Source organism: Sinosporangium siamense (assembly GCF_016863435.1).
Taxonomy (GTDB): Bacteria; Actinomycetota; Actinomycetes; order Streptosporangiales; family Streptosporangiaceae; genus Sinosporangium; species Sinosporangium siamense.
Genome location: NZ_BOOW01000029.1, coordinates 60,973 through 85,982, shown reverse-complemented (window position 1 = coordinate 85,982; position 25,010 = coordinate 60,973). Strand labels below are relative to the sequence as shown.

The window sequence follows — 25,010 nt, the reverse complement described above, 5'->3', positions numbered from 1 at the left end:
GCACCCTCGACGAGGAACGCATCCTCTTCGGAACCCGCCGCATCGCCTCCCGCATCGGCCTCCCCGAACCGTCCCGCGCCTAGCTGTGCTGGTAGGCGGTTGTCGCAGGTGGCGCGAGAGTGGGCATCTGGAGGGGGCGCTGGAGACAGCCGGGAGTGTCGAACAGTTCGAAGGCGAGGTTCGTCAATGAGGCTTAAGGCTGGAGACTCGCCGAGATGCGACGATAACCTGATCATCACCGGACCGAGCTCGGCTCATCGCAGGGCGGACAGGGCCCGCTCGAAGGTCCTGTCGCGGTTCCCCGCCAGTTCCCGATCGTTGAGGACGTCGGGGACGGACAGGTGCGGCGGGATGCCTGTGGCGTCGAAGGACTCGCCGGAGGCGGTGAGGAATCGTTCGTTGGGCAGGGCGAAACTCCAGCCGTTCGGGAGGGAACGCCACAGGAAGTCGGAGAACGCCCCCTGAGTGTTGTCCCCCACACGAACAGGCGCAGGCGTTCGTCCCATCGTGGCCTGGGTGAAGGTCTCACCCGCGCTGATCGTCAGCGGGCCGGTGAGCAGGGCGATGGGCCCCGTGTACGGCGGAGCCTCGCCGGGGTTGACCCGGACGCCGGCCGGGCGGGTGAAGGCGGGCGGGGTGCCGGGGCGGAGCAGCGCCTGTTTGTCGTAGGCGAGATACGGGCGGGCGGTGAGGCGGGAGAGCAGTTTGACGGCCAGGGCGTCGTAGCCGCCCAGGTTGACGCGGACGTCGAGGATGAGGCCGCGGAGCCTCTTCGGACCGCTTGTGCGTGACCGGGGGAAGATGTCGGCGAGGGCCCGATCCAGGACCTCGGCGTTGGCAGCGAAACCGCCCTTCTCGGCGAAGCCGTCGAAGGCGACGAGGCGCAGATAGCCGATCCGGCCGGGAAGGTCGGCGTATCCGATCAGGTCCCGCCCCCAGGTGCGCAGGGGCTTTTCGACGGCGTGCTCCTCGACGAATCTCTGCACCTTCGCGTTGAAGGCCTGGAAGGCGGGCAGCCCGTCGAGTTGCCGTGTGCCGGGCCGCAGCGGCCTGGCGAACTGATGCGGCCCGGCGTTGAGGGCGGTATGGGCGTCGCCGAGTTCCTGGAGAATGTCGCGAAGCACCGTGAAGAGCTGCTCGTCGCTTGTGGCGGAGGTGATCGAGGGGCGGTGCCGGTCGCGTACGGCACGCCAGTCGACGCCTTTGACGGCGAAGAAGGGGTAGTTCTCCGCGAAAGTCGCCCAGAAGACGTCGAAGACCGCGCGTGGGTCCTTGGCGGCAGGTGACGAGCAGGCCGGTGGCAGACCGGTGATCCTGCGCACCTCGATGCCTCCGACGCCGCCCAGGTAGCTCAGACGGGCCCGGCCGGGCCCCCGCATGCGAAAGGTGAGCTGCCGGGCGATCGTCTTCGAGGTGAACGTCGCGGAGGTGGAGGTGACCGAGGTGCGTTCGGCGGTGAGCACGCCCGGCAGGCAGCTCACGGAGGTGGTGTCAAAGGTGGCGAGCTGTCCGTCGCGGACCTGGTAGACCGTGTTGTAACCCACGCTCCGCCAGAAGCCGTCGAAGGCGGCAGGTCCGGTTTCGGCGTGCGCGGCGGGGAGCAACCCCGAGTGGGCGAGTACGGCGGCCGCCATGGCGGCGTAGACGTTGCGCTTCTTCACGGCCCGGACGCTATCGAGCGGCTACCGAGCGCGGCGTCCCACCGGGGAGCCACATTTGAGGTAGGCCCGCCGGGGGAGTCGGCCAGACATGCGGGCCTTCGCCGAGTGGCACGTCGCCGGCGGCGCGGGCCAGGCGCAGGGCCAGGATGTAGTGCCGCTGTGCGCCGGCCCGGTCACCGACCTCCCAAGCCGAGTAGCCGGCCCCGCTTGGTCGCGTTGGGCTGGTTCCTCCAACTCGGCCCCGATGGGCCGGCGACACCCCACAACCCCGCAGGCACCCTGGAACGCCAGGCACACAGGGTTCTTCAGTCGCTCGGCTGACAGAGTCTCCTCCGGATTCCCGGCCCGCGCAGGCCACCCGGGAAGCGCGGATCGTGAACCCCAGCCAAGGTAAGGCGGCCAGTTGAACGGCAGGTCCTGGCCCAGGCCACCCCACGGCCCGGATCGATACGTCGGCAGGGTCAGGATGAAGTACCGGATCAGATCGCCGCGGCCGATGTCCGGTAACGAGCGCAGCCGCCTCGGACAAGCCTGTCGGGAGAATCGGCCAGGCAGCGAGCCTTCGGCGTACTCTCCGCCTTGTCACCCCGCAGGGGGATACGGCCTTCCGTGTAGTACCCCGGTGAGGGGGGTGTGGTCGGCCTCGCGGACGATCTGCCTGCGGGGATGCGGGCCTAGCATGGGGGCATGTCGCGCTTGACCGCCAAATGGGCGGAAGTCTTGCGAATCGTGTCGTGGGTGGTCGCGTGCTGCATGTTCGTGCTGAATGTGGGCTTGCTGGTGAACGACTTCCACATGCCACCCATATTGGTCTTACCGCTCGCCGCGGCCTGTTCTGTGCCTATCGTGATCTGTCGGCGTCAGCCGCTGGCAGCCTGGGGGCTCCTCTACGTGGGCATGCTGGTCACGGCCTCCCTCGCCGCGCAGCCCGCGCTCCTGTGGCCGTGGTTGGCGATTCCCAGCGCCGTCTACCTCAGGGCGCTGTTCGTGCTGGGATTGCGCGGGCCGAGGCGGCAGTCGGTCGGCATATGGGGCCTGACCATGCTGGGGGGGCTGCTGACGGTTACGCGCGGTGTCTCTGAGGAGATATCGGGGCCGGTGATCCTGCAGATAGTGGCCGTGCTGACCCTCATTCCCCTGGTCGTGGGCGACAATCTGCGCACGCGCCGGCTCGCCCAGGCTCACGCGGCCGAGCAGGAGCAGATCAGCGCAGTGGAGCGGGCCCGCCGGGAGCTGCTGGAGGAGCGGGCGCGGATCGCGCGGGAGATGCACGACGTCGTGGCCCACCACATGTCGGTGATCGCGGTGCAGGCGTCGAGTGCGCCGACCAGGCTCGGCGGGGTGTCGGCCGGGGCGGCGCGCGAGTTCGACTCGATCGGGTCGGCGGCGCGCGAGTCGCTGGCGGAGATGCGGCGGCTGCTCGGCGTGCTCCGCAGCGACGACGACTCGGGGCCTCCGCGTGCCCCGCTGCCGGGCCTCGGCCAACTCGACGCGCTGGTGGAGACGGCCCGGCGGGCCGGAACCCCGGTCGAGACGGCGATGTCGGGGCTGCCCGCGGCACTGCCGGGAGTCACGGAGCTGGCGGTCTATCGGATCGTGCAGGAGGCGCTCAGCAACGTGCTGCGCCACGCCCCCGGCGCCGCCACCCGGGTGGCGCTGACGGGCAACGGCACGCTGCTGCGGGTCGTGGTCGAGAACGACCCCCGGCCTGGGGGCGGCGGGGAGCCGATGGGTGCGGGGCACGGTCTGGTGGGCATGCGGGAGCGGGCCGACATGCTGGGAGGCGAGTTGCTCGCGGGGCCTACGCCGAAGGGCGGCTGGCGGGTCGAGGCCACCGTGCCGGTCGTGTCCGTGGAGCCGGAGCGGAATCAGCGATGAAGACGCGGGTGCTCATAGCCGACGACCACGCGATGGTGCGTGCCGGGTTCGGCGCGCTGCTGGCGGCCGAGCCGGATCTCGACGTCGTGGGCGACGCGGCTAACGGGGAGCAGGCGGTGGCCGAGGCGCGGCGGCTCCGTCCCGACGTGGTGCTCATGGATGTCCGCATGCCGATGATGGACGGCCTGCGGGCGGCCAAGCTTCTGCTTGACCCGCCGCCGGGCGGACATCGGCCGCGCGTGCTCATGCTCACCACGTTCGACCTGGACGAATATGTGTATGAGGCGCTGCGGGCCGGGGCAAGCGGTTTCCTGCTCAAAGATGCCCCGCCGCAGGATCTGATCGCCGCCGTGCGGGTGGTGGCCTCGGGCGACGCGCTGCTGGCGCCGTCGGTGACCAAGCGGCTCATCGACGAGGTCATGCGGTCACGGCTGGTGCCGCCGCTGCCGTCGGTGGAGACGTCGATGCTGACGCGGCGGGAGGCCGAGGTGCTGGTCCACATCGCGCGCGGGCTGACCAATTCCGAGATCGCGGCGTCCCTGGTGATCGGCGAGCAGACCGTGAAGACGCACATCGGCCGGATCCTGGCGAAGCTCAACCTGCGGGACCGCGGCCAGGCGATCATCTTCGCCTACGAGAGCGGCCTGGTCGTGCCCCGGTCCGGCGAATAGCCGGCGGCGGCGTCCCGCCGCCGGCCACAGGGTCACTCGCCGCGTTCGGGGTGGATGGCCGTGGTGTGCTCGGTGTGCGCCACGGCCAGGTCGAGAAGCATCCGGACATGGGCGTCGTCGAGCCGGTAATACGCCATGCGCCCGGCCCGCCGTACCGCCACCACGCGATGCGCGCGCAGCAGCCGCAGCGCGTGCGAGGCGGACGACTCGCTCAGCCCGCTGACCACGGCCAGGTCACAGACGCAGAGCTCCCCTTCCAGCAGGGCCAGCAGCAGCCTCAGCCGTCCGGGATCGGCCAGAAGGCCGAAGACGTCGGCGGTGTCGGCCAAATCCTTCTCGGCGGGCATGCGTGAGCTGACCGCCTCCACTCGCTCCGGGTCGACCACCCGGGTCGCACATGCCTCGACTGCGGTCGTACTGCTGCTGGTAGTGCTTTTCACACGAAAACCATATTCGTTTTGTAGCTTTTGTCGACGGGGCATCCCATATCGGCTTGGTAGCCCCTGGCACTGCCGTACATGCCGCCGCCTCCCGTCTGGAACTCCGGCCCCTGGGGGATCTCGAAGTCGATGTACTTCACGCCTCGGGGTCGGCGATCTCGCGGATGTGGAGCGGCTCGTCCAGCGCGCGCGACGGCTCCGCCCAATGTGCGGCGTTGAGGGTGAGGATCGGGCAGATCGACACGTCCGCGATCGCCGCGGTGTGGGCGTCCCATGGTTCAAGGCCCGTGCGGGAGATCACCGCCGCCAGCGCGGTCGCCTGGTCGGCGCCCTTCAGCGGGGCGACGGTCACCTGCGGCAGCAGGTCGAGACCGGCCAGCAGGTCGTCGCCTTCGGCGCTGCGAACGGCGAGGGATGCCCCCGCCATGGCCAGGGCGGGCACGACCATCGGCTGCCCCTGCGCGTCGTAGGCCAGCACGAGGCCGAGCAGGTCGCTGTCGCCGCGGGCGATCTCGGCGAGGACGCCGGTGTCGAGGATGTAGGGAGTCGGGGTGTGCCGGGTCACCGGTCGCGCTGGCTCTCCACGTGAGCCATCATGCGGGCGACCCGGGCGGGATCGGCCTGCGCGGCCCTCGCCGTGATCAGGGTGCGGCGGCGGCGCTGAGTGTGCATGTATTCATGCATCGCCGCACCGAAGACCGCGGAGGCGGAGTCGGCCTGTCCGGAGGCGACCATCTGCTCGACGAATGCCTTCACCTCCGGGTCCACGGTGATGGCCACCTTGGGCTTGCGGCCGACGGGCTCGTCGCCTGTGGATGCCGGATCACTGTGAGTCATACCCGGATCATACCCACATCGTGGCCGACCTGCCTGGCCCTTTAAGCGGTCTCGGTGCTCCGCAAAGCGGATCAGACTGGTGTGAGGTCGTCTGGTACGGCTGGCGCAGGACTTTTGCCCCTATCTGCGGTGGGAGGGCTGGAGGAGGGTCGAAGTGAACAGCCGATCAGCCTGTGAGGGGAAGCAGTCGTGGATGCCGAGTGTGATGTTCTGTTGCGAGACGGGGGTATCGCTCAGATTCGCCCGCTGCGGACCGAGGACTGCGCAGCCCTGCACGAGCTGATCGAGCGTAGCTCCGAGCGTTCGGCCTACCTGCGGTTCTTCACCGGCGGCAAGGCCACCGCCCACGCCTACGCCGACCGGATGACCGGGCCGGACTACGCCGGGCACGCCTTGGTCGCGTCCGTGCGGGGGCGGCTGGTCGCGGTGGCGGAGTACATCCCGATCCCGGACACCGGCAGGGCCGACATCGCGATCCTGCTCGACGACGCGGTGCACGGCCAAGGGCTCGGCACGCTGCTGCTCGAACACCTCGCCCTGGACGCCACCACCCGCGACATCCACGAGTTGATCGCCGACGTGCTGTTCGAGAACACCGCCATGATCAAGGTGTTCGACGACATCGGCCTGGACGTCGAGCGGACCGTCGACCAGGGCCAGTTGAGGATCGCGATCGCGCTGCGCCAGACGCCACGGCTATTGGAGCGCATCCAGGCCCGCGACCACGAGGCGGAACGGGCCTCCCTCGCACGTGTGCTCACACCTCGCTCGGTCGCCGTGATCGGCGCCGGACGCGAGCCGTCGAGCACGGGGCACAAGGTGCTGCGCAACCTGATCGACGGCGGCTTCAGCGGCCTGATCCACCCAGTCAACCCCAACGCCGCCCAGGTGGCGGGCCTGACGGCATATCCCGACGTACGGCACATGCCCGGCCCGGTGGACCTGGCCGTGATCGCGGTCCCCGCCCGGCGCGTCCTGGAAGCGGCGCGCGACTGCGCCGCCGCCGGGGTGGGTGGCCTCGCCGTGCTCAGCTCCGGCTTCGCCGAGAACGGCAAAGCGGGCAGCGAGCGTGAACTCCTCCGCATCTGCCGGGAGGCCGGCATGCGCCTGGTCGGCCCCAACTGCCTCGGCATCCTCAACACCGCCGACGACCTCAACGCCACCTTCCTCCCCACCACGCCCAGCCCCGGCCGCATCGGCCTGATCTCCCAGTCCGGTGCCATCGCCGCCGCCGTGCTCGACCGGCTCGGCGCGTGCGGCCTCGGCGTGTCCTCCTTCGTCTCGACCGGCAACAAGGCCGACGTCAGCGGCAACGACCTGCTGGAGTACTGGGAGGACGACCCCGCGACCGACGTAATCATGCTGTACCTGGAGTCGTTCGGCAACCCGCGCAAGTTCGCCAGGATCGCCCGCCGCGTCGGCGCCGCCAAGCCGATCCTGCTGGTCAAGAGCGGGCGCACCGGCTCGGGCGGCAGAGCCGTACAATCCCACACCGCCGCGGCGGCGACCCCCGACACCGCCGTGGACGCCCTCGTGCGGGCCGCGCGCGTCATCCGGCACGACAGCGTGCAGGACATGATCGACACCGCCCGGCTGCTGGCCACCCAGCCGGTCCCCGCCGGGCGGCGGGTCGCCGTCGTCGGCAACTCCGGCGGCCCCCAGGCCATGGCGGCCGACGCGATGGAACGCCACGGCCTCGCCGTACCCGAACTCGCCGCCGGCACCCGGCACGCGCTGGCCGAACGCACCCGCCCCTCGGCCGCGCTGGGCAACCCGGTGGACCTCACCGCCGACGCCACGGCCGGAGAGATCGGCTACGCCGTGCGGACGGTCCTGGCAGACCCGGGCGTCGACGCCGTGCTGGTCGTCTACACCCCTCCCTTCGGCTCCGGGCTGGAGGAGACCGTCCGGGCCATCGCCGAGGCCACGAGGGACGCCGGCAAGACCGTGCTCGCCTGCCTCGTCGGCCGCGACGAGCTCATCGACGGCCGGGTCCCCGCCTACGCCTTCCCCGAGCAGGCCGCCGCCGCGCTGGGCCGCGCGGCCGACTACGCCGAGCGGCGCGCCCGCCCGGTGGAGGAGGTCACCCCCACGGCGGCGTCCGACATTCGCGCCGCACGCGCCGTCGTGCGCCGCGACCTGGCCGAGCACCCCCAGGGCCGCTGGCTTGACCAGGTGGCCACCGCCAGGCTGCTGGAGTGCTACCGCATCGACAACGCCCCGTCCCTGCCGGTCGACTCCTCCGACGCTGCCGTCCGGGCCGCCGCCGAGACCGGTCTGCCTGCCGTCCTCAAGGCCACAGGTCCAGGGCTGGTGCATAAAAGCGACATCGGCGGTGTACGGCTCGGCCTGCGCACGGCCGAGGACGTGGGCAAGGCATATGCGGAGATGACCGAGACGCTCGGCTCGGCGATGACCGGCGCGATCGTGCAGCGCATGCTCCCCGAGGGCGTCGAGATCATCCTGGGGGGTGTCAACTATCCCGCCTTCGGCCCCCTGCTCATGGCCGGGATGGGCGGCGTCGCCGCCGACCTGCTGGCCGACCGCGCCTTCCGCGTGCCGCCGATCACCCTCGCCGAGGCCGTCGACATGCTCGGCGAACTGCGCTGCGCCCCGCTGCTGCACGGCTATCGCGGCCGCCCGGTCACCGACGCCGACGCCCTGGCCGAACAGGTCGTACGGCTCGGCCACCTGCTCGACGACATCCCCGAGATAGCCGAACTCGACCTCAACCCGGTCATCGTCACCCCCACCGGCGCCACCGCCGTGGACGTCCGCATCCGCCTGGCCCCGGCTTCGCCGCCCGACTCGCCCATGCTCCGCAAACTGCGGTGACCCTCAGCGGAGGCGCACCGCCGTGACCTTGTATTCCGGGCAGGAGGTGTCGGTGTCGGCGTGGCCCGAGGTCAGCGCGTTGACGTGGCTCTCGGGGAAGTGGAAGGCGCAGAAGACCTGGCCCGGCACGGTCTCCTCGGTGACGCGCACCCGCATCGTGGCCCTGCCGTGCCGGCTTTCCACCGTGACGCGGTCGCCCTCGCGCACGGCGTGGCGGCGGGCGTCGGCGGGGTGCACGTCTAGCCGTTCGGTAGCGTCGAGGCGGATGTTGCCGCTGCGCCGGGTCATGCTGCCGGAGTTGTAGTGCGCCCAGCGGCGTCCGGTGATCAGGATCAGCGGGTAGGTGTCGTCGGGCTGCTCCCCCGGTGGCAGGTAGGGGCGGGCGGCGAGATGGGCGAGCCCGTCGGGCGTGGCGAATCCGTCGAGATAGAGCTTGGCCTCCGCCGGGCCGTACGGATCGGGGCAGGGCCACGCCAGCGCACCCTCCCGCTCCAGCCGCTCGTGGGAGATGCCGGCGAAGATCGGCGCGACCCGCCCGCACTCGGCCAGAGCCTCGGCGGGCGTGGGCACACCCAGGTCCACACCGCAGGCGGCGGCGACGGCGTGCACGATGGCGAAGTCGTCGCGCGCCTGCCCCGGCGCGGGCACGGCCGGGCGCACCCGCTGGAACCTGCGGTCGAAGTTGACGAAGGTGCCGTCCTTCTCCAGCCAGGAGGCCGCCGGCAGCACCACGTCCGCGCGGCGGGCCGTCTCCGAGAGGAAGAGCTCCTGGCAGACGACCAGCGGGCAGGCCTCCAGCGCCTCGGCGACTCCGGTGGAGCCGGGGTCGGTGGCGCACACGTCTTCGCCGATCACCCATAGGGCGCGCAGGGCGCCCGAGCGTGCGGCGGCGAACATCTCCGGGATGCGCAGGCCGGGGTGCGCCGGCAGGGGGACGCCCCACACCCGCTCCGCCCGGCCGCGCGCGCCGGGGTCGGTGACCTTGCCGTATCCCGGCAGCAGGTCGGGCAGCGCACCCATGTCGGAGGCGCCCTGCACGTTGTTCTGGCCCCGCAGGGGGTTCACCCCGTAGCCGCGTCCGGTGCCGGCCGCACCGCGCAGGATCGCCAGGTTGGCCAGCGTCCGCACGCCGTCGGTGCCGTGCAGGTGCTCGGTGACGCCGAGTCCGTAGACGATGGCCGGCTGTGCGGCTTCGCCGTACAAGCGGGCGGCCTCGGCGAGATCCTCCGCAGGGACGCCGGTGATCTCCGCCACCCGGCCGGGCGGGTAGTCCGCCACCAGAGCGGTCAGCTCCGCGAGCCCGGCGGCGCGGCGGCGCAGGAACTCGTCGTCGACGAGCCCTTCGGCGAGCAGCACATGCGCCAGCCCGTTGAACAGCGCCACGTTCGTGCCGGGCCGGGGACGCAGATGAACGTCGGCGTGATCGGCCAGCCCCACGGCGCGCGGGTCGGCCACGATCAGCCGCGTGCCACGCAGGACCCGCTGGAGCAGCCGGGCGCCGACCACGGGGTGGGCCTCGATCGGGTTGGCGCCGACGACGAGCAGGCAGTCGGCGTTTTCCACGTCGTCGAAGGTGTCGGTGCCGCCCGACAGGCCAAACGCGGCGGTCAGGCCCGCGGCCGAGGGGGAATGGCACAGCCGGGAGCAGTTGTCCACGTTGTTGGTGCCGATCCCGGCGCGCATGAACTTCTGGATCAGGTAGTTTTCCTCGTTGGTGGCCCTGGCCGAGGAGATGGCCGCCACCGCGTCGGGCCCGCCCTGGGCGACAGCCGCGCGCAGCCCTTCGGCGATGTGGCCGAGTGCCTCGTCCCAATCCACCGGCTCCAGACGGCCGCCGCGGCGAAGCAGCGGCCGGGTGAGCCGATCGCCCGAACGCAGATAGCCGTGGGCGAAGCGCCCTTTGACACAGGCGTGTCCCCGGTTGACCGGGCCGTCGGCCGCGGGGCGGACGGCGGTCACCTCACCATCTGAGGTGAGGACGTCCAGCGCGCAGCCGACACCGCAATAGCCGCAGGTCGTCCGGGTGTGGCCAAGCCTGGGCAAGGCCGTGCCGAGCGGCAGGCCGGGTTCGGTGAGCGCGCCGGTGGGGCAGGTGTCCACGCAGCCGCCGCAGGACACGCAGTCGGACTCGGCCCAGGGGCCGCCGGTGCCGGGTGCGACCACGGTGTCGGCTCCTCGGCCGGTCAGGGTGAGCGCGAAGGTGCCCTGGACCTCGGCGCACATGCGGACGCATCGGCCGCAGGCGATGCACAGGTCCCGGTCCAGCCGGACGAACGGGTGTGAGTCGTCACGGCCTCGCCCGGGGTCTCCCGCGGCGGCCCCGGCGCCGATGCCCAGCGAGTGGCAGACGCGCGCCAGCTCGCTGATCTCGGGCCCGCCGGCCAGGGCACGGGGCGGCAGCACCGAGACGATCAGCTCCACGGCCTCGCGCCGCAGCAGGCGCAGGTCGTCGCGCTCGACCTCGACCCGCGCGCCGTCCACGGCCGGGGTCACACACGCGGCCACCACACGCCCGTCTAGGCGGGCCAGGCAGGCCCGGCACGAACCGGCCGGGGTGAGGCGGTCGTCGTCGCACAGCGCCGGCAGACCGATGCCGGCCGCGCGGACGGCGGACAACACCGTGGCGCCCTCGGGCAGGGACACGGGTGTGCCGTCTACGACGACCCTCACAGGGCCCACCCCCGCAGGCGGTCGCCGTAGGCGCGGGCGAGGCTGCGCACCGCCGGGGGCACCCGCTGCCCGAACGCGCACAGGCTCGCCCCGGCCATCACGTGCAGCACGCGGGCGTATTCCTCGCCGGGTGGATCGCCGGACGAGACCAGCTCCAGGCCCTTGCGGGAGCCGACGCGGCACGGTGAGCAGGCTCCGCAGCTCTCCGCGGCGGCGAAGGCCCACACGTGGCGCAGCACCTCAATCGGCGGTGTCTCCCAGTCGAAGGCGACCACGCCGGCGTGGCCCAGGGCGGCTCCGCGCCGGGCCAGATCCGCCTCGGTCAGCGGCACGTCGAGCTCTCCGGCGGCCAGGAACCCGCCCAGCGGTCCCCCCACCTGCAGCACCGCCGGCTCGGCGCCCCCGCGAAGCCCGCCGCCGACCTCGTCGGCGATCCACCGCAGGGACGTGCCTATTTCGACCTCATGGCAACCAGGGTTGGCGAAGCGCTCCGAGAGGCAGACGAGCTTGGTGCCGGTTTCCCGCGCGGTGCCGCGTGCGGCGTAGGCGGCTCCGCCGTGCCGGACGATCCAGGGGACGGCGGCCAGCGTCTCCACGTTGTTGACCACGGTCGGTGCGTCCCACAACCCGCGGCGGGTCGGGTATGGCGGGCGGGGGCGGGCGCAGCCCCGGCCGCCCTCCAGCCCTGCGATGAGCGCGGTCTCCTCCCCCGCGACATAGGACCCGGCGCCCCGCACCACGTCGACGTCCAGACTCGTCGTGCTGCCGTGGACGCAGTGTCCCAGGTGCCCGTCCGCGTAAGCGGTCTCGACCGCCGCCCTCATGCGTGTGACCGCCTCGGGGTATTCGGAGCGCACGAGGACGACCGCGCGCCGTGCGCCACAGGCGAAGCAGGCCAGCGCGAGGCCCTCCAGCACCCGCCCCGGATCACGCTCCATCAGCAGGCGGTCGGCGAAGGAGCCGGGATCGCCCTCGTCGCCGTTGGCGATCACGACGCTGTCCGGGGATCCGCTTGTCGCGGCCCACTTGGCGGCCACCGGGTATCCCGCTCCCCCGCGTCCCCGCAGGCCGGAGGCCGCCACCTCCGCCCGCACCCGCTCAGGGGTGCTCTCGGCCAGGATCTGCGGCCACATCTGCCAGGGCGGCTGCCCTGTGACGATCCCGGCGAGCACGACGGGGTCGCCCGTCGTGTCGGACACCGGGATCGGCGGAGCGTGCGGCGGCACACGACCGGTGAGCTGACCGGCGAGGTCCGGCCCGGTGCAGGGCGTCTCGCCGTCCAGGCAGGCGGGGCCTGCGTAGCAGTAGCCCAGGCAGCGCACCGTGCGCAGGGAGGCCGCCGCCTCGGGTCCCGGCGCTTGATCGGCCGTGACACCGAGCGCGTGCTCGACGTCGGTGAGGTGCCGCCCGTGCTGCGCCGCGAAACACGCCGCCGCGGTGCAGATCCGGACGTGGCGCTCCCCGCGGCGGTGGCTCAGGTCGGCGTAGAACGTGGCCGGCCCCAGACCGGCGGCGGCCGGCAGACCGAAGCCCCTGGCCACCTCCGGCGCGCCGGAGGTGGCCTCCTCCAGCGCCTCGATCAGCCGGACGCCGGGCCGCCCCCGCCGGTCGGCCAGCGCCCGGAAGGCGTCGAACCGGTCGCCTGTGTCCCTGTGCTCCATCACGACCGCCCCGTCGGTGCACGATCCCGGTTCCCAATCTTCCGAGTACCGGGCCGCGCGCCCAAGGAGGACGGTCATCTCTTGACGGACTTTTGAGCCGCTCCAAAGAGACGACCTCGGCGCTCCCCCACCTTTCCGAGCGGCCCCCACGGTCGCTCGGCCGAGGTTCTTCCGGAACGGCCGCCGGTCGGTGTCCCCGTGACCGATCGGCGGGTGCTCAGCGGCAATTGTGGACATTGTCCACAATTGAGGGGCGGCGCCCACACTACACTCCAATGTGGATGCCGTCCACATTGACCGGAAGGGGGGCCATGACGTCTGCCGATCCGGTGCGGCGCAGCACCTACCGGCACGGGAACCTGCGCCAAGCCCTCCTGGAGGCAGGGCTTGAACTGGCACGCGCCGGCGGGCACGACGCGGTGGTGCTGCGGGAGGCCACCCGGCGCGCGGGCGTGGCGGCCAACGCCGCCTACCGGCACTTCAGCGACCGGGACGCCCTCGTGCACGCCGTCTCCCTGGCCGCGATGGGCGAACTCGCCCACACCATGGAAGCCGAACAGGCGACTCTGCCCCCCTCTACCGGCCCGGCCGAGGCCGCCCGCGCCCGGTTCCGCGCCGTCGGCACCGGCTACCTGCGCTTCGCCCGCACCGAGCCGGGGCTGTTCCGCGCGGCGTTCTACGGCCGCCTCGACATGACCGCGGCCGAGGCCGCCGAATCCGCTGGGGCAGGCGGGCTCACGCCGTTCCAACTGCTCGGCGCGGCACTGGACGACCTGGTGGCGTGCGGCGTCCTGCCCGCCGCACGGCGTCCGGGCGCGGAGTTCCTGGCCTGGTCCGCGGTGCACGGCCTGGCCGTACTGCTCGTCGACGGCCCCCTGCGCGCCGTCCAGCCGGATCAGGCCGACGAGACCACACGGCTGCTGCTGGACATGGTGGAACGCGGACTGTGACCCCTCCCTGAGGTAGCCGTACCTCAGGGAGGGGTCGGGATCTCCGGCGCGTGCTGCTTGCAGGTTTCGGCGGCCCGCTTCACCGTCGACTCCGGGGTGCACGGGGGGACGTTGAGCTGGACCTGGCCGTTGGTCGTGGGGTCCTTCATGGGGATGCCGTCCTCCCGCATGCACTGGGCATATCGCACCAGCCGGTCATGTTCCCCGGCGTCCATCCTGCCCACGCCCTCGCCGAGCACCTGGGCCAGGATGGGAGAACACTTCTGCTGAGCGGCCTGGAGCTTTGCCCCGTCGCCCGGGCCTCCCTTGATCGACACCGGGCCATCCGGGGCGGGGTCCTCCATCGGGACGCCGTTCGCCCGCATGCATTCCGCGAACTTGAGCCGGGCGTCCCGCTTGTCGGTTGTGGGACCCGACCGCTCGCCGGCAGTTCGGGGCGCCGCTTACCGCTCACCCCGGGACCGTGTACGCGGTGGCGTTCAGCCCGGACGGCACCGTACTCGCGAGCGGCGGTGCCGACTACAGCCTCCGGTTGTGGGACGTCGCCTCGCACCGCCCTCTCGGCGCACCGCTGATCGGCCACCATCGGTCCGTGGTGAGCGTGGCGTTCAGGCCGGACGGCAAGCTCCTGGCCACGGGCGGGGATGACGGCATCCGGCTGTGGGACAGGGCCGGCCGCCGTCTGACGACACCCCCGCTGACCGGGCACAGCGGTCCTGTGAACTGGGTCGCGTTCGGACCGCGCGGCACCATCCTCGCGGCGGCAACCGAGGACGGCACCCTTATGTGGGACCTCGCCACACGCCGTCTGATCGGCGCTCCTCTCACCGGCCACACCGGTCCGGTCACGAGGGTGGCCTTCAACCCGGACGGCACCGCCATCGCCACCGCGGGGGAGGACGAGTACATCCACCTGTGGAGTGTCCGCCTGCCCTATGATCCGTTCAGCGCGGTGTGCGAGTTCGCGCAGTGTTCCCTCACCATGCAGGAATGGCAGCAGTACATACCGGACGAGCCTTACCGGCAGATCTGTGCTCAGCAGGGCCTGGATGGGCGAAGGCCCTGGTTCCAGCAATAAGGCTAGGCGCGTCTTGGTAACGCACCGACCGTTCCACTGCTGCTCGCCCTCCCGCTGCTTGGCGGCTAGGGACACGTTCGGTTGCGACATGAAGTCGCATGTTGTGAGTGAGCACGAGAAAGGAGGCCCGGCGATGCCGGGACCGTGATCAGGTCAGTGTCTGAGACCTGTCCCTGCTCTGGCGTGCGTCGCGGGTAACCGTGGGGTGCGGAGCCCAGAGGAAAGCCCAAGAGTGCCGTTCCGTCCGCGGACCACAGGCGAGGGGAAGGCTGGAAGGGCGAACGACCGTGAATCCTTGCCGATGCCTCGTCATGACCACACTGCGGGAGGGACGCCGACCGTGGTGAACAGGGGCCGAGCCGTTGGAAGGCGGCGAACGGCGGCCGGGGACCGAACCCGGACCGTGCAGACACGTTGCCCCCGGGGTACAGAGGACGCCCAACCCCAGCCGTGTCTCATGCGTGCGGAACATGGAAACCCCGTCGGGGTCCGCTCCAGGTCCGACCAGAGCGGTAAGCCGACCGCGAGGAGAGCTGAACTCCCCGGCGGGAACAGGATGCCCAACAAGCCAAGGCCAGCGGCCGAAAGGCAGCGGGAAACCGGGACGGCAAGGTCGCCTCCTCCAGCGACGGTCTCGAATAACCGGCCGGACACCGGGCACGGTGCCCGGCCCCGAAAGGGCGCTGACGTGAACTGGTGAGCCTTTGACGACGAAGCACCGTCTCCGCTGGAACCAAGGGACAAGTTGGACGCCACATGGTGAACGGACTCGAGGACCTGCTGCGCCTGGACGCCGAGAAGTGGGAGACCATCGACTGGCGGGCGCAGGAAGAGCAGGTACGGCGGCTGCGTTGCAGGATCTTCGAGGCGGCTCAGGAAGAGGACCGGCCTAAGGCCAGAAACCTCCAGAAACTGATGCTGCAGAGCCGGGCCAACACGTTCACGAGCGTGCGGCAGGTGACGCAGCGTAACGCTGGCCGCAAGACCGCGGGCATCGACGGGGAGGTCTCGCTGACCTCCGAGGCCAGGGCCGAGACACGATCGGTTCCTGGAAGCCGCACGCGGTCAGGCGGGTGCACATCCCGAAATCCGGCAACCCCGCCAAGCTCCGCCCACTCGGCATTCCGATGATCACGGACTGATGTCATCAGGCACAGGTCCGTAACGCGCTGGAACCTGAGTGGGAGGCTCGGTTCGAACCCCGATCGTATGGGTTCCGGCCAGACCGGAGCTGCCAAGTATCCCAGGAGGCCCGGATGGCCGCAGGGGAAGACCCGGCGGGCGTGCCGCCGGCGATACGGGCATGGCTGGAGCGGGTGGCGGGCTTGTCCGGCGCCCGCCTCAGCCTGCCCCGCCCCGCCACCGCACCGCGGCTACCAGTCCAAGACGGTGACCAGCTCGCTGCCGGGATCGGCGGCGAAAACACACTTGCCCCCTCATGGTGAGGGGGCAAGTGGAGGACAGTGATGACTTTCCTTTGGGGGCAGAAGGTCAGCAGGTGGGGCAGACCTCGCGCTGGACGCGCCAGGTGAAGGTGGTGCTTGCCTGGCCGCCGCCGACGGCCGTGACCGTGACGTTGTAGCTTCCTACCGTGTGGGGCGTGCCGGTGATCCAGCCGGTCGTGCCGATGGTCAGCCCGGGCGGCAGACCGGTCGCCGACCAGGTGTAGGACCCGCTCCCGCCGGTGGCCTGCATCTGCAGCATCACGCTGTCCGGGAGGAACGTGACCTGGGTGCCCGGGTTGACGACCGTCATCGCCGGCGAGGGGGTGGGGAGGTCCGGCGGCGGGCAGTCGAGCAATACCGGATCAGACCCCGTCGATCGGGTGATGAACTCCGGATACCCCGACAGGTATTGGACCGTGGCGGTCGCCCGGCCCGAGTAATAGCCTGACTCGCAGACCGCGCCCGGGCTGGGGGCGCCGATGCCGAACACGGGGGTCACGGTGGTGTTCTGCCAAACCTCGGTGCGGCCGCTCACGGTTACGCCGGGGCCGAGGACCAGCCCGTGGTAGAGCAGCTCCACAGTGAGGTCGATGCGGCGCACTGGACCGTCGCACTGGACCGTCGCGCTGTAGTTGACGGTCTTGGCGTCGGTCTTGCTCGGTGGGCTGCCCGGCGCGACCCACCAGCAGATGTGGCCGTCGGGAACGGCGGCGGATGCCGGGGTGGCGTCGACTGGGCCGTCGCACTGGGCCGTCCCACTGTAGGTGTCGCTCTTGCTCGGCGGGCTGCCCGGCGCGACCCACCAGCAGTTGTCGCCGTCGGGAACGGCGGCGGATGCCGGGGTGACCAGGCCCAGGGATGCGATGCAGAGGGCGACCGCGACCAGGGTCAGGAGATGGCGCGATCCATTGCGAAATAACAGTTTCACACGCATCGCTGGATGTTCTCACGGGACATCGGCGTCAGCAATGGGTGAGAGCCCGGACCGGGAGGTGGCGTCTTCCAGCAGTTCGGAAGCGTGCTCGGGGGTCATGTCGGCCACGGCGGCGAACGCCGAGGTGCCGGCACAGCCGAGCAAGCCGCCGTCTTCGACTAGCGCTTCACGTGTTTCTCCGGGTCTCCCCCTAGCAGAGACGATCAACGAGAACCGTGGAACGCGAGAACCCGCAGGTCAGGCCTTAATCCGTTGGATTTCCGCCGTTTGCTACGGGGCCTCAGACAATGCGGCAATAATGATCACTCACATTATCATCGTGACAGTCCGGGCGAAAAAGTTGTTAACACCCCAGACGGGAAACTTCCCCGCGCGCGACCCCGCTTTCTTGGTCGATCGCCCAACTACCGGGAATGGGGGTCGAGCCGCGGATGACCGGCTATGCGCCAGTGACTACGAACAACTCTTTTGCTTCTCTTACGGTCGGTTGTCGACGCAGCTCAGCCCCGGTGCCCCGGCGGCCAGCCGCCCTTGTCTTGACCGTTTATGCCCTTCCGATTCTGGCTCTTGATAATGTTCCTTATCTGGGGTTAGTCATTGCAACGCGTACATATCACTATTTCCGGGCTTTATGTTCCTTCAGGCCCCCGTCCCGGCCGGGAGCGGTTTCGGTTCGGCATCTTCGTTTCCGGTGTGCGCGGCCGCGTCCGACCATGGGCGTATGCCACATATGCGGCGGCCGATCCGCCGGGTTGCGGAGGCGGTGCGGTGACGGGCGCAAGCGGTGCCGGGAGCGACCTTCCGCACCGCCTGTCGATCGAGGGCACCCCGTCTACGGCCACCTGCTGCAGATCGGCCGCGTGGACGGCGACGTGCACATCAACGACGGCGCGTCGCCCCGGCGCGGGCAGGTCGTGGAGGGCGACATCCCCGCCCCGCCGCCCGGCTTCCAACTGCGCGAGGAACTGCTGGAGCGCCTGCACGCGCAGGTCGGCATCGCGGGTGCGGCGGTGGTGCCGGCGGTGACCGGCACCCCGGGGTGGGCAAGGCCATGCTGGCCGCCAGCTACGCGTGGGCCTGCCAGCACGCGGGCTGGCCGCTGGTCGCCTGGATCGCGGCCGAGACGCCCGACCAGATCGTCACCGGGCTGGCCGGCCTGGCCCACCTGGCGCACGCCGAACGAGCCCTTCCCGATGCCGGGCATTCGCCGACCGCTCCCTGCGCGGTGGCCGTCGTTGTGAAAAACGCCTCGCCCTGCCGCCAGGAATTCAGCGGTGATAACGGCTGCGGGGGGAAGGCGACAATGCCGGTCCTGCACTCGCTGTTGCTTCTCGCCGTTCCCTGGGCTACGCGGTCTAGGCGTCACCCATCCCCTGTATGCTCCGGCGCCGCCCCTTCGGACCCGGTGTCCGAGGCCCAATCGGAGTAGCACCACCTCCAGGACGCTTGAGACGCACGTCACACTCGCGGCCTATGGATCTCAAGTGAACTTGAGGTGTGACGATCTCATACATGACGAAGAACGAGGCGCACGAGGCCGACATCGCAGCGATCAAGGAGATCGTCGCCACCGTTGAGCACGTACAGAACAACGAACTGGTCGAGGAATTCGTGGGCTTGTTCCGCGAGGACGCCATCTGGACGACCGGGCACGGGAAACGGTTGTTCGGCCGGGACACGATCGCGGCGTTCACGCGGAAGGTGCTGCCCGGGGCGATGAGCGAGACGACGGTCACGTTCGAGGTGGAGCACGTGTTGTTCCTCAGGCCGGACGTCGCCGCCGTCAAAGTGCGTCAGGTGTCCCGGTCGGGTGGCGATTCATACGTGGGCACCCCGATGTATGTGGTGACGAAGGAAGACGGGCGTTGGCTGATCACCGCCGCCCAGAACACAATCGTCGTCGACGAGGAATGACGGCCGTCTCTGGAGTGGGGGCCGGAACAGACTCAGCCTCTTTCCGCCTTGGCCTTCTCGCGGTAATAGGCACGGGCGCTATCGGCGAGCGTGGACATGATCCAGAAGTTTATCCCGCCGCCGACGACGGTCCCCACAAACGGAATCCACCCTGCCACGTGTTTGGCGCCCATTTGCGCCGCGATCTTCGCGCCCAGGGCCGGTGCCACCTGTTTCATCGCGGCCGACGCCAATTTGTTCGCCACGATGCCCGCCGCTTTTCCCGCGACCTTGGTGGTGATCGCGCCCGCGGCGGCTCCGGCGGCCTTGCCCGCGATTTTGACCGCGACCGCGGTGGCGAAGGCCGTGCCGCCGCCGTAGGCCGCCACCCCGGCGGCGCCCATCGCGCCGAAGGTGCCGGCGACCACGGCGCCGTTCAGGGCGTCCTCGCCTATCGCGCCCGCCCAGAGGGCGAGGACGTTGGCGAGGTCGAGCCGGGAGTCGATGGAGCAGCCCATCTTGTGGCCGATTCCCCAGGTCATGATCGCCATTTTGTGGACTACGGCCGAGAAGTCGGCGGTGGCGACCATGATGTGGTGGTGACCGGGAATCAGCATCGAACCGGCTCCGACCGCCGCCGCTGCCTGAGCCCGCGCGGCCTGTCGCCCCGCAGGGACACAGGGTGGAACTACGTGGCGTGCGATTCGCCTACGAAGGTGATCACGAGGTGCTGCGCGGGATCGACCTGGTGCTTGAGCCGGGTAGGGTGACCGCGGTCGTCGGACCTTCGGGAAGCGGGAAGTCCACGCTGGTCCGGCTGCTGCCGCGGTTCTTCGACCCGGCCCACGGTTCGATCACGCTGGGCGGGGCCGATCTGCGTGAGATCGACAGCCGGGAGTTGCACCGGAAGGTCTCCTTCGTCTTCCAGGACGTCCGCCTGCTGCGCGCGTCGGTCGCGGACAACATCGCGCTGGCGGTGCCGCACGCCGGCCGCGACGACGTCGTGCGCGCCGCCCGGTTGGCGAACATCCACGATCGGATTCTCGAACTGCCCCGCGGATACGAGACGGTGATCGGTGAGGAGGCCGGGCTGTCGGGTGGCGAGGCGCAGCGGATCTCGATCGCACGCGCGCTGCTCGCCGGCACACCCGTGCTGGTGCTCGACGAGGCGACCGCCTTCGCCGATCCGCCGACCGAACAGGCGGTCCGCCGGTCCCTGGCGGCGCTGGAGGGCGACCGTACGGTCCTGGTCGTCGCGCACCGCCTGGAGACGATCGCCGGCGCCGACACCGTCGTGATGCTGGAGGACGGGATGATCGTCGAGCGCGGCGCACCCGCCGAACTGCTGGCACAGAACGGAAAGTTCGCCGCGTTCTGGCAATCCCACCGCTCGCGAATCGGCGACGGCGTGCTGCAAGGAGACGAGCCCCAATGATTCGACTGCTGCTGCGAGTGCTCGGACCCGAGTTCGCCGGGCCGGTCCGTCGCACCCTGGCCTTGATGACGGCGACCGCGGCCGTAGAAGGGGTCCCAGTAGTAATGAAGAAATTTCCAACGAAGTTGCCTCTGACCTGCGGTGACTCCAACCTCTGCGGCTAAGATCTCGATTCGCTCACGGATGTGGATCCCCGACCAGCAGTGAACAAGGTCGTACGCCTGCTTGGCCGACACCTTGGATAGCGGTGACCTCAAGGCGGGCAGGTCCCGATCATGACGTTCGAGCGATTCGAGAGGGCGCTGCTGACCGCCTACTTCGGGGTGCCGGTAAGAGTCGTGCAACCAGGTACACCAGATTGAGTTCACCCAGGTCAGCACCGGTGTCCATGGACCGTTATGGGATCTTTCTTGGATCGTCGGGCGTACATGGTCGTGCACGGTCAGTATTGATCCGGATTCGTGGGGTTTGCGGCGGCGTGGCCGACCGCTTCGCGAGACCGGAGGAAATGTAGCTGAGAGCTACACTTTGATCTTGCTCTGAGAGTGGATCTTTTCTGAGAACCGGATGCTCGTGGCCTTCAAGTGCGCTGGGCCACCAAGGGGATAACGTCACCTCCGGTTCGTGTCGTGCGGACATGTGGTAGACATCCCGGCGCTGGTCAGGACTGCGCTGCAGGAAAGAGCTTCTCGACGGCGGCGACGATGGCCGCGCGGCGCGCGCTGAGGAACGCCGCCTGCGCGACACCGGCGGAGGCCTCGTCGGGGGTCTCGTTGAGGGGCCGGCCGGGAGGGGCCTGATCGGCCCACGCCGTGGCGAGCTGGCTGACGAACGTCAGGATGTCCAGCGGGTCCCAGTCCGGGTCGAGGTGTCCGTCGAGCTGGGCGCGGCGTATCTGCTCGGTCTTGCGGGCCGTCATCGCGTCGACTACCTCATCGGAGCTATTGCCGAGCAACTCCAGCTGGCCCCACCGCATCAGCCGCAGATTGTCGCGGTGGGCGGTGAAGTAGTCATGGACTCGGCCCGCGTAGCCGGGCAGGTCGGTCGGGTCCAGGCGGGTGGCCGCGGCGATCGCTTCCATCTCCTGGGTCGCGACGATCCTGTAGAGCTCGGTCTTGCTGTGGAAGTACGCGTAAACGCGTTCCTTGCTGGTCCTGGCCGACTTGGCGATCTGATCGACTCGCGCCCCGGCGATCCCGTGCAGCGCGAACTCGGTCTTCGCCGCCTCCAGGATGCGCTCACGAGGCGAATCGGCACGAGAAGCGGAGGTCATCACCCGACTCTACCAAAACCAAACTGTTCTGTTTGACGTGCGATGGGCGGCCGACGTATCGTCGAACAGAACCGTTCGGTTTGAATTAGTAGGAGGCAGCCATGCAACTCGGCTCGTGGGATGCGGTCGCCGCCGCCAGGTACGCGATGATCACCACCTACCGCAAGGACGGCACGCCCGTGGGCGTGCCGGTGTGGCTGGCCCCGGACGGAGACAGGATCGTCATCTGGACCGTCGCCGACTCGTGGAAGGTCAAGCGCATCAGGCGCAATCCCGAGGTCGCCCTGCAGATCTGCGACACCTACGGCACGAAGACCACCGGCGAGATCGTCCACGGGCGCGCGAGCGTCCAGGACGGCGCCGCCACCAAGCGCACCCGCGCCGTCGTCGGCAGGAAATACGGTCTGATCGGTCTCGCCATGATCTATGTCAGCAGGTTCGCGCGCGGAGCGGACGCCACCGTCGGTCTCACCATCGAACCGGCCTAGAACCCTCCGGGCCGCCGCGCGGCCGCGTTCGTCGGCCATACGTAGCCGACAAATAACAATCAGTAGCGGGATATGTCGCCGATCCAGCAGGTTCGGTTGACCATGAGGGAGGAAATCATGCAGCACCGGACACTGGGCGCTCAGGGCTTGAGGGTTTCGGCGATGGGTTACGGCTCGATGGGCACGGTCGTGGGCTACGGCGCCGGCGACGACGATCAGTCGGTCACCGCGATCCGCCGCGCGCACGAGCTGGGCGTGGACTTCTTCGACACCGCCGAAATGTACGGGTGGGGGGAAGGGGAGAAACTGCTGGGTCGCGCCCTGGCGCCGATCCGCGACGAGGTGGTGATCGCCACCAAGTTCGGGCTGACCCGCGAATACGGCCTCGATTCACGCCCTGAGCACATCCGCGAGGTGGTCGACAACAGCCTGCGCAATCTCGGCGTCGACTCCATCGACCTGCTGTATCAGCACCGCGTGGACCCCGTGGTCCCCATCGAGGACGTCGTGGGCACCATGGCCGAGTTCGTGAAGGCTGGCAAGGTGAAGTACCTGGGCCTGTCCGAGGCCGGCCCCGAGCACATCCGCGCCGCCCATGCCGTGCACCCGATCTCGGTGCTCCAGTCGGAGTACTCGATCTTCGCCCGGGATGTCGAGCCGCTGTTCGGGTTGCTGGAGGAGCTGGGTATCGGGTTCGTCGCCTACTCGCCGCTCGCGCGGGGATTCCTCACCGGCGCGGTCCAGCCGGCCGACGCCTACGAGGACAACGACTTCCGCCGCCTGCTGGAATGGTGGAGCCCGGACAACTACCCGGCCAACACCGCGATCGTCGAGCGGCTCACCGAGCTCGCGGCGTCCAAAGGCGCCACGGTCTTCCAGCTGGCGCTGGCATGGCTCTTGGCCCAGCGGGACTACATCGTGCCGATCCCCGGCTCCCGCAACCCCGACCGCGTCGCGCAGAACATCGCCGCCACCGACCTAACCCTCACCGCCGAGGACCTCGCGCAGATCGCCGAAATCGCGCCGACTGGCGGACACGGCGACCGCGGCACCCCCTCCCCCTGGCTCTGACACCGCCAAGGACCCGCGCGAAACCACTTCTGATATTGCGAGGGCCATGTGGGGCGGCGGCACGAAGCGGTACCCGAAGCGTTCACCACCATCCACGCCGCCTACGCCGCGGCGCTCCTGTCCGCCCACACCCTTCGGCACACCCTGGCCACCAACCTGCTGCGCGCGGGCGTCGACATCGTCGTCGTCGCCGAACTCCTCGGCCACGCCCGACTCGACACCACTCGCCGCTACACCCTCCCCACCCACGCCGACCTCGAAGACGCCGTCGGACGCCTCCCCACCGATCAATAGGGCACCGCTGAACTGGGCGAACTCAAACGGGTGCACCTGGTTGCACGACTCTTACCGACACCCCACTTCGAGGCGGCGCAGGCTGATTCCACCGCTGCTCTGCTCGGGCCCAGCGGGTCCTACAGCCACGTGTTGATCAAGCCCTCCGGCTCGGCGTTCGCGTGCTGGCTCGTCGACCAGGAGATCGCCGTCGTCACCGAGGGAGGCGAGGTCGCGTTCGCCTGCGGGGGCAGCCATACGCAGACTCTCGCGCTCGCGCAGTCTCTGATCGCCCGCCTTCCTGGCGTGACCACCACCACGATCACCAACGGGAGCGCACCGTCCCCGGCCCACTGGAAGGCCGTGGAAAGCCTGCGGGAACGCTACGCCCTGCCCGCGATCGTCTACGCCGCCGATACGCTGCCAGACCGGCTCATGGTGTAGATCACGGCATCTGAGTTCATCGGGGACGCCGACGTTGGATGGGGTCGGCTTCGGCGGTGACGCGGGCGGAGGTCTCCTCGCCAAGGCGGACGTAGCGGCCGAGGCTGGCCAGGTGCTGGTGGCGGCTCTTGGCCTGCAGCTCGGGCGTGGTCCGGCCGGCTTGGGCCAGATGCTGGAGCGCGCTGTGGCGGAGCTGGTGCAGCGTCCACCCCTGCCGGTGCGGGTCCAGCTTGGCCGAGGCGGTCTTGAACAGGTACTCGGCGCGCGGATAGGACAGCCGTCCGCGCCCGGTGGTCGGGTCGATGTCGGCAGCGGCGGGCGTGCGCGGGCCGGAGGCAGGAGCGCGCCGGTCGGCGAGGAAGACCGGCCCGGTGGTGCGACCGGTCAGCAGACGGGGCAGCAGCCGCGCGGTCGGGGTGGCCCAGTGCACGTACTCGATGGCGCCGCCCTTGGAGACGACGCGGGCGCGCCGGAACTCCAGGTCGAGGTCCTCGACGTTGAGGGTGAGAACTTCCTCGGCGCGGGCGGCCGTGTCGTACAGGAACCGCCACAGCAGTCGTTCACGCAGGGCGTGGCCGATGTCGGTGAAGAGCGTCTCCAGCCGGGTGCGCGGGATGGAGCGGTCGCCGCGGCGGGCGGGTTTGCGGCGTTCCAGGCGCCGGGCCGGGTTGGTGGCGAGGATGTCCTGGCGCTGGGCCCAGGTGGTGAAGGAGCACAAGGCGGACAGGTGCCGGTTCCAGGTGGCGGCGGCCGCGGTCTTCCAGCGGTCCATCACCGCGGCGTAGTGCTCGGGGGTCAGGTCGTCGACGGGATGCGCCGGGCCGGCCACGGCGGTCAGCCGGGCGAGTGTCTCGGCGTAGCCGACGCGGGTGGTGACCGTGGCGAGGGAGTCGAGGAAGCGCTCGACCGCGACCATCGTCGTCATGCCGGTCGCCGGGTCGGGGACGGAGCCGGGCTGGCCGGGGAAGGCCACGACGGACACGGGGCGTCCCTCCCGACGGACGATGTGACACATAATGTTGTCGAGTCGCTCTCACGGCGGCGAACGCCGAGCTGTGCGGACATGATCCGAC

The 25,010-nt window shown here is 70.1% G+C and carries 25 protein-coding genes; 14 read left to right on the top strand and 11 right to left on the bottom strand.

The genetic code is table 11. The features are described 5' to 3' along the window. Window positions 1–254 precede the first annotated feature (254 nt). Window positions 255–1,661, bottom strand: coding sequence for a S41 family peptidase (locus tag Ssi02_RS22555; protein WP_204028836.1), 1,407 nt, complete (start codon window positions 1,659–1,661; stop codon window positions 255–257). 687 nt (window positions 1,662–2,348) lie between these two features. Between Ssi02_RS22555 and Ssi02_RS22550 the strand changes: the two genes are divergently transcribed. Both Ssi02_RS22550 and Ssi02_RS22545 read left to right on the top strand, forming a co-directional pair. Further along, window positions 2,349–3,539, top strand: a complete 1,191-nt coding sequence (locus Ssi02_RS22550) for a sensor histidine kinase (protein ID WP_204028833.1) — start codon at window positions 2,349–2,351, stop codon at window positions 3,537–3,539. Beyond that, window positions 3,536–4,210 carry a response regulator gene (locus Ssi02_RS22545; protein ID WP_204028831.1) on the top strand — a complete coding sequence of 225 codons (675 nt, stop codon included), beginning with the start codon at window positions 3,536–3,538 and terminating at the stop codon, window positions 4,208–4,210. Before Ssi02_RS22550 ends, Ssi02_RS22545 begins: the two co-directional genes overlap by 4 nt. A gap of 32 nt (window positions 4,211–4,242) precedes the next feature. Here Ssi02_RS22545 and Ssi02_RS22540 read toward each other — a convergent pair whose 3' ends face one another. The 3 genes from Ssi02_RS22540 to Ssi02_RS22530 all read right to left on the bottom strand — a co-directional run bounded on the left by Ssi02_RS22540 (window position 4,243) and on the right by Ssi02_RS22530 (window position 5,487). After that, window positions 4,243–4,650, bottom strand: a complete 408-nt coding sequence (locus tag Ssi02_RS22540; protein WP_239129391.1) for an ArsR/SmtB family transcription factor — start codon at window positions 4,648–4,650, stop codon at window positions 4,243–4,245. 136 nt (window positions 4,651–4,786) lie between these two features. Beyond that, the gene (locus Ssi02_RS22535) at window positions 4,787–5,215 is read right to left on the bottom strand and encodes a hypothetical protein (protein ID WP_204028827.1); all 429 of its coding nucleotides are present in this window, start codon (window positions 5,213–5,215) and stop codon (window positions 4,787–4,789) included. Next, the gene (locus Ssi02_RS22530) at window positions 5,212–5,487 is read right to left on the bottom strand and encodes a hypothetical protein (protein ID WP_204028825.1); all 276 of its coding nucleotides are present in this window, start codon (window positions 5,485–5,487) and stop codon (window positions 5,212–5,214) included. The genes Ssi02_RS22535 and Ssi02_RS22530 overlap by 4 nt, the downstream gene beginning before the upstream one ends. 213 nt (window positions 5,488–5,700) lie before the next feature. On the opposite strand from Ssi02_RS22530, the gene Ssi02_RS22525 reads away from it, so the two are divergent. After that, window positions 5,701–8,322 (top strand): bifunctional acetate--CoA ligase family protein/GNAT family N-acetyltransferase, encoded by a 2,622-nt coding sequence (locus Ssi02_RS22525; RefSeq protein ID WP_239129387.1) that lies wholly within the window; start codon window positions 5,701–5,703, stop codon window positions 8,320–8,322. Between the two features lie 3 nt (window positions 8,323–8,325). Here Ssi02_RS22525 and fdhF read toward each other — a convergent pair whose 3' ends face one another. After that, window positions 8,326–10,992, bottom strand: coding sequence for a formate dehydrogenase subunit alpha (gene fdhF / locus Ssi02_RS22520; protein ID WP_239129378.1), 2,667 nt, complete (start codon window positions 10,990–10,992; stop codon window positions 8,326–8,328). Continuing rightward, a complete protein-coding gene (locus tag Ssi02_RS22515) occupies window positions 10,989–12,653 on the bottom strand; it encodes an NADH-ubiquinone oxidoreductase-F iron-sulfur binding region domain-containing protein (protein WP_204028915.1) in 1,665 nt (554 codons plus the stop codon). Before Ssi02_RS22515 ends, fdhF begins: the two co-directional genes overlap by 4 nt. Before the next feature lie 311 nt (window positions 12,654–12,964). Here Ssi02_RS22515 and Ssi02_RS22510 point away from each other — a divergent pair, with 311 nt between their 5' ends. After that, complete coding sequence (locus tag Ssi02_RS22510; protein ID WP_204028813.1) at window positions 12,965–13,603, top strand: TetR/AcrR family transcriptional regulator; 639 nt, start codon at window positions 12,965–12,967, stop codon at window positions 13,601–13,603. 23 nt (window positions 13,604–13,626) lie between these two features. Here Ssi02_RS22510 and Ssi02_RS22505 read toward each other — a convergent pair whose 3' ends face one another. Then, on the bottom strand, window positions 13,627–13,920 hold the full coding sequence (locus Ssi02_RS22505; RefSeq protein WP_204028811.1) for a hypothetical protein: 294 nt from the start codon (window positions 13,918–13,920) through the stop codon (window positions 13,627–13,629). 86 nt (window positions 13,921–14,006) lie between these two features. Between Ssi02_RS22505 and Ssi02_RS22500 the strand changes: the two genes are divergently transcribed. From Ssi02_RS22500 to Ssi02_RS22490, 3 genes are all read left to right on the top strand, one after another. Next, on the top strand, window positions 14,007–14,681 hold the full coding sequence (locus tag Ssi02_RS22500) for a WD40 repeat domain-containing protein (protein ID WP_275410734.1): 675 nt from the start codon (window positions 14,007–14,009) through the stop codon (window positions 14,679–14,681). Window positions 14,682–15,437: 756 nt separating this feature from the next. Then, complete coding sequence (locus Ssi02_RS22495; RefSeq protein WP_204028807.1) at window positions 15,438–15,812, top strand: reverse transcriptase N-terminal domain-containing protein; 375 nt, start codon at window positions 15,438–15,440, stop codon at window positions 15,810–15,812. Between the two features lie 125 nt (window positions 15,813–15,937). Beyond that, window positions 15,938–16,126: a hypothetical protein gene (locus Ssi02_RS22490; protein ID WP_204028805.1), complete on the top strand. Its 189-nt coding sequence runs from the start codon at window positions 15,938–15,940 to the stop codon at window positions 16,124–16,126. Between the two features lie 46 nt (window positions 16,127–16,172). Here Ssi02_RS22490 and Ssi02_RS22485 read toward each other — a convergent pair whose 3' ends face one another. Continuing rightward, window positions 16,173–17,054, bottom strand: coding sequence for an Ig domain-containing protein (locus Ssi02_RS22485; protein WP_239129375.1), 882 nt, complete (start codon window positions 17,052–17,054; stop codon window positions 16,173–16,175). A gap of 1,057 nt (window positions 17,055–18,111) precedes the next feature. On the opposite strand from Ssi02_RS22485, the gene Ssi02_RS22480 reads away from it, so the two are divergent. Both Ssi02_RS22480 and Ssi02_RS22475 read left to right on the top strand, forming a co-directional pair. After that, complete coding sequence (locus Ssi02_RS22480; RefSeq protein WP_204028792.1) at window positions 18,112–18,489, top strand: hypothetical protein; 378 nt, start codon at window positions 18,112–18,114, stop codon at window positions 18,487–18,489. A gap of 83 nt (window positions 18,490–18,572) precedes the next feature. After that, a complete protein-coding gene (locus Ssi02_RS22475; protein WP_204028790.1) occupies window positions 18,573–18,974 on the top strand; it encodes an SgcJ/EcaC family oxidoreductase in 402 nt (133 codons plus the stop codon). 32 nt (window positions 18,975–19,006) lie between these two features. Here the strand turns inward: Ssi02_RS22475 and Ssi02_RS22470 are convergent, their stop codons facing one another. After that, entirely contained in the window at window positions 19,007–19,570 is a 564-nt protein-coding gene (locus Ssi02_RS22470; RefSeq protein WP_204028787.1) for a hypothetical protein, read from the bottom strand. 65 nt (window positions 19,571–19,635) lie between these two features. On the opposite strand from Ssi02_RS22470, the gene Ssi02_RS22465 reads away from it, so the two are divergent. Then, window positions 19,636–20,388, top strand: coding sequence for an ABC transporter ATP-binding protein (locus Ssi02_RS22465; RefSeq protein WP_239129373.1), 753 nt, complete (start codon window positions 19,636–19,638; stop codon window positions 20,386–20,388). Window positions 20,389–21,049: 661 nt separating this feature from the next. Here the strand turns inward: Ssi02_RS22465 and Ssi02_RS22460 are convergent. Further along, window positions 21,050–21,661: a TetR/AcrR family transcriptional regulator gene (locus Ssi02_RS22460; protein WP_204028786.1), complete on the bottom strand. Its 612-nt coding sequence runs from the start codon at window positions 21,659–21,661 to the stop codon at window positions 21,050–21,052. Window positions 21,662–21,762: 101 nt separating this feature from the next. Here Ssi02_RS22460 and Ssi02_RS22455 point away from each other — a divergent pair, with 101 nt between their 5' ends. The 4 genes from Ssi02_RS22455 to Ssi02_RS22440 all read left to right on the top strand — a co-directional run bounded on the left by Ssi02_RS22455 (window position 21,763) and on the right by Ssi02_RS22440 (window position 23,937). Beyond that, window positions 21,763–22,149: a PPOX class F420-dependent oxidoreductase gene (locus Ssi02_RS22455; protein WP_204028785.1), complete on the top strand. Its 387-nt coding sequence runs from the start codon at window positions 21,763–21,765 to the stop codon at window positions 22,147–22,149. A gap of 117 nt (window positions 22,150–22,266) precedes the next feature. Beyond that, window positions 22,267–23,220, top strand: coding sequence for an aldo/keto reductase (locus Ssi02_RS22450; protein ID WP_204028775.1), 954 nt, complete (start codon window positions 22,267–22,269; stop codon window positions 23,218–23,220). 48 nt (window positions 23,221–23,268) lie between these two features. Beyond that, complete coding sequence (locus tag Ssi02_RS22445) at window positions 23,269–23,514, top strand: tyrosine-type recombinase/integrase (RefSeq protein WP_275410733.1); 246 nt, start codon at window positions 23,269–23,271, stop codon at window positions 23,512–23,514. Between the two features lie 129 nt (window positions 23,515–23,643). Next, complete coding sequence (locus Ssi02_RS22440) at window positions 23,644–23,937, top strand: hypothetical protein (RefSeq protein ID WP_204028768.1); 294 nt, start codon at window positions 23,644–23,646, stop codon at window positions 23,935–23,937. 16 nt (window positions 23,938–23,953) lie between these two features. On the opposite strand, the gene Ssi02_RS22435 is transcribed toward Ssi02_RS22440, so the two are convergent. Beyond that, window positions 23,954–24,919 (bottom strand): tyrosine-type recombinase/integrase, encoded by a 966-nt coding sequence (locus tag Ssi02_RS22435; RefSeq protein ID WP_239129368.1) that lies wholly within the window; start codon window positions 24,917–24,919, stop codon window positions 23,954–23,956. Window positions 24,920–25,010: the final 91 nt, after the last annotated feature.